Below are 4171 nucleotides of genomic sequence, written 5' to 3' on the forward strand. Positions count from 1 at the left end.
CGTACCGTTGGCGGCGGGCTTCGCCGCCTGCCCGGCACTGGCGCCAGCCCCTTCACCGCGCACGGCGGCACCATCCGGTCCCACGGCGCGCGGGGGCACCTCGGAAACGCCCCTGCCGGTAAAGATCACCGGCACCACGCTCATGCCCACGCGCAGGGGCGGCATGGTGGCGGGGTCATAGTCGGTCAGGCGCAACCGCACGGGTATGCGCTGCACCACCTTCACGAAGTTGCCCGAGGCATTCTGGGGCGGAAACAGCGAAAAGGCCGCGCCGGTGCCCGCCATGATCGATTCCACCAGGCCCTTCAGCACCAGGTTGGGATAGGTATCCACCCGGATTTCGCACGGCTGGCCGGGCTTCACGTCGGTAAGTTCGGTTTCCTTGAAGTTGGCCGTCACCCACAGGTGGTCGGGCGACATGGGCACCACGGCCATGATCGGCTGGCCGCGCGTGACCATGCGGCCCGGCTCCACGTTCTTCTTGGTCACGTAGCCGTCCACGGGGGCGCGCACGGTGGTCCATTCCAGATTCAGCTCGGCCTGGCGCACCTTGGCCTGCTGGGCCTCCACCTGGCGGGCGCGGATTTCCGCCACCACCTGCCCGGTTCCGGCCAGGTCCACCTCGGCGCGCACGCGGCGCATTTCGGCCTCTGCCGCAGCGCGGGCCTTGCTGGCGGCTTCCAGCTTGGCGCGGGACGATTCCAGCCGGGCCTTGGCGGCATCATCGGTGGAACGGGCGCGGTCCGCCGCCTCTCTCGAAACGGCACCCTGCCCCACCAGGGCATCCAGGCGGCGCCGGTCCAGCGCGGCCTGGGCCTGCTCGGTGGACAGGCGCTCCATTTCGTAGCGGGCGGCGTCCTCTTCGTCACGAGCCTGGGCGGCGCGGCGCTTGGTGGCTTCTTCCACGGCCTGGGCGCCGGTCACCCGGTGCACGGTCTGCGAAAGCTCCAGCGGCACGCCGCGTTGCAAAGCGGCAAGCTGGGCGCGCGCCTCGGCCACGGCCACCTCATACTCGGTGGGGTCCAGCCGGGCCAGCACCTCACCTTCCTTGACGAACTGGTTGTCCTCCACGGGCACGTCCACCACGTAGCCCGCCACGCGTGGCGAAACCATGAAGATGCGCCCGTCCACCTGGGCATCGTCGGTTTCCACCTTGCCAAGGCCATGCCAGTACCAGATGCCCGCCGCCAGAACCATGACGCCGAGCAGTATGCCAAGGATGCGTTTTTTGCTGTTCATGCCGTATCGCCGTGTGGGCACGCGCGGACGCGTGGTGTGCGTGTGGGAAAACCGGCCATGGCGCACGCGCGGAACAGCCGGGATTCGGTCGTGGGGCCGAAACGGAACATGCCGGACCGCCGGGGCCCTGTTCCTTCACGGAAAGGCCCCCCGGAGGTGGCGTCGGAATTGCCGCTTTCGGGAACGGCAATGCATAGCGCATGCCGTGCCGGGGACGCAACCGGGCAATGCCGGTCCCGAAGGTGCTCACCCGCACGGGCGAGAGTGATCGCCTGAGCGTGGCCCGGCGTGGCGCGGCCCGGCGTGAACTGACGGATGCAGCGCGCATACCCGACGGCAACGGCCCTTGCTAACCAATCAGGAGGCGAGTCAGGGAGGAGCCGGGAGCACGTCGAGGATCGGGCGGTCATGTCAGGCGAACGTGTCAGGCGAACGTGCCGGGCGAACGTGCCGGGCGAACGTGCCGGGCGAACGTGCCGGGCGACGTGCCGGGCCGACTCCCCGCTAACGCTTCAGCCGGACGTGGCCACGGGGTTCGCGCCAGCCGGACCTTCGCCGCGCGGCCTGCCCCGCGTGCCCTCACGGTCCTTGCCGTCCTGCACATCGGGATAGGTGGATTGCAACCCGTACCGGGCAAGGCATCGTTGCAGTTCGCCCTCCCGGTGCAGTTCGCGCAACGCGGCTTCGAAGGCTTCCACCACTTCCGGCGCCGTCTGGCGCGAAAAGGCCACCGTGTAATCGACCCGGCTGTGCCAGCCCGCATAGCGCAGGTTGGCGATGCGCAGCAGGGCGATGGTGGCAAGGCCGTTCTCGCGGTTGGAGAACACCGCGTCGATGCGGCCCTGCGCCAGTTTGAGGAACCCGGCGTCATTATCGGGGGCCACATCCACCGTCATGGGCACCTGCCGCGCCAGCTGTCCCAGAATGTCCGACGTCAGCGAGGGGCCGTACACCCCCACCCGGTAGCCCGTTACATCGCGGGGGGTGACGTAGTGCAGGGGATTTTCCATGCGCACGAAAAAACCGTATTCGACGCGCAACAGCGGCGGGCAGAAATGCAGCCACTGCTGGCGCTCCGGCACGAATCCGATGGTGAAAATGCCGTCCGCCGTGCCGTTGCGCACCTCCTGCTGCGCGCGCGCCCACGGCAGCAGGCGGAAGGTGCAGCCCACCCCCATGCGCGCGCAGGCCATGGTGATGATCTCGGCCACGGGGCCGCCCACGCGTTCCGTACCCTCACCGCGCTCCAGGTAGTTGAACGGCGGATACTGCTGGGTGACGAAGACCAGCCCGGAGGCATCGGGCCGCGTTGACTGCCCCGTCCATGTGGAATCCTGTCGGGCGGAATCCTGTCGGGCTGAGTCTTGCCGGGCGGAGTCCTGCCTCGCAGAGGCCGCCGGAAGCGGATTCGTCCGGGCGGACAGCGACGCCACCGGCATCGACAGGAAAAGGCAGACGGCAAGACATGCCGCCATGCGCACCAGGCCGTGTCCGGCAGGTCGGGCCGCATGCCAGGTCAAACTTCGGACCACGCACCGGGCCACCTGCCCCGCGAAGGTGCGCGGCCTGCGGTACCCATCACACTGCACGCCCCTGCTCCTTTCCCTTGCCCCAGGTTTCCATCTGCTTCGGCCTGCCCGGGCCTGGCCTGCCACGCCCCCTGCCTTCGCCGCCAATGCCCTGTCAGACCTGCCTCCTCAACTCTCGGCAAGATCGCGCCACCACCCGCGCCCCGTTGTGTTGCGTTGCGCAGCCATACATCCTCACGGCGTCCCCACGGGCAAATACACGATGAACTCCGCGCCCTCTCCGGGTTTGCTGTCCACCTCGATGCGCCCGCCGTGCTTGTTCACCACCAGATTGCGGGCAATGGCCAGCCCCTGGCCGGTGCCCCGCCCCACCTCCTTGGTGGTGAAAAAGGGGTCGAAGATGCGCGGCAACACTTCCGGGGCGATACCGGTCCCATCGTCGCGCACGCGCACCAGCACCTCGCCGTCCACGATCCGGGTGCTGATTGTGATGTGCCCCCGCGCCCGTCCGGTCGTATCCGCACCCATGCCGCTGGCCGCATCCGGTACCGTTTCCTCGTCCGGGCCCCGTGCCGTGTCGCGGCTTCCGGGCTGCGCGTCGGCCTGCGCGACGCCATCGGCCCGCAACCGGTCGTCCACGGCGTGGGCGGCATTGACCAGAAGGTTCATGAACACCTGGTTCAGGTCACCCGCGTGGCCCATCACATGGGGCAGGTCAGGCACCAGGTCCAGGTGCACCTCGGCCACGTACTTCCACTCGTTGCGGCACACGGTGACCGTGTTGGCCAGCCCGGCGTTGACGTCCACCGGCACCTTGCCCCCGACATCGGGGTGCGAGAATTCGCGCAGGGCCCGCACGATGCCGGAGACGCGCTCCACACCGTCCTGCACCTGGCGCACGGCCGCGGGCAATTCGGCCAGCACGAAATCCACGTCGGTTTCCTCGCGCAGGCGTGCCGCCCCGGCCAGCAGCCCCCCGGCGTCACCAGTCCCGCCGGAAGCAGCGGCGCCAGGGGCCGTGCCCTCCGTCGCGCCGCAAGCCGCCACCGCCTGGCGCAGCAGTGCGTCGTACCCGGCAATGGCCACATCCAGCGCGCTGACCGCCGTGCCCAGAAAACGCGCGTTGTCGCCCACGAACTGGATGGGGGTATTGATCTCGTGCGCGATGCCCGAGGCCAACTGCCCGATGGATTCCAGCTTCTGGGCCTGCAACAGCTGGGCCTGCAACAGCAGCCGCTCGCTGACGTCCTCTATGGTGCACACGAAGTGGGTCACCGCGCCCGCGCCATCACGCAAGGGAGCCAAGCGGCATTCCGCCTCGAACGACGCGCCGTCGCCCCGCCGCAGCCGGGCTCGCCCGCTCCATGCCTTGCCCTGGGCGCGGGCCTCCAGCAGCGCGGAGA

At 69.2% G+C, this 4171-nt stretch carries 3 protein-coding genes; all 3 read right to left on the bottom strand.

Annotated features, from left to right (window positions below; translation table 11 throughout):
• A partial coding sequence (locus FVW27_RS09270) for an HlyD family secretion protein (protein WP_167124557.1) occupies positions 1-1239 on the bottom strand: 1239 nt, incomplete at its 3' end.
• Positions 1240-1751: 512 nt separating this feature from the next.
• On the bottom strand, positions 1752-2828 hold the full coding sequence (locus FVW27_RS09275; protein ID WP_341806115.1) for a substrate-binding periplasmic protein: 1077 nt from the start codon (positions 2826-2828) through the stop codon (positions 1752-1754).
• Between the two features lie 174 nt (positions 2829-3002).
• Positions 3003-4171 (bottom strand): PAS domain-containing sensor histidine kinase (locus FVW27_RS09280; protein ID WP_243838318.1); only part of this gene is annotated, 1169 nt, incomplete at its 5' end.

Source organism: Nitratidesulfovibrio liaohensis (assembly GCF_011682075.1).
In the GTDB taxonomy this organism is placed as follows: domain Bacteria; phylum Desulfobacterota; class Desulfovibrionia; order Desulfovibrionales; family Desulfovibrionaceae; genus Cupidesulfovibrio; species Cupidesulfovibrio liaohensis.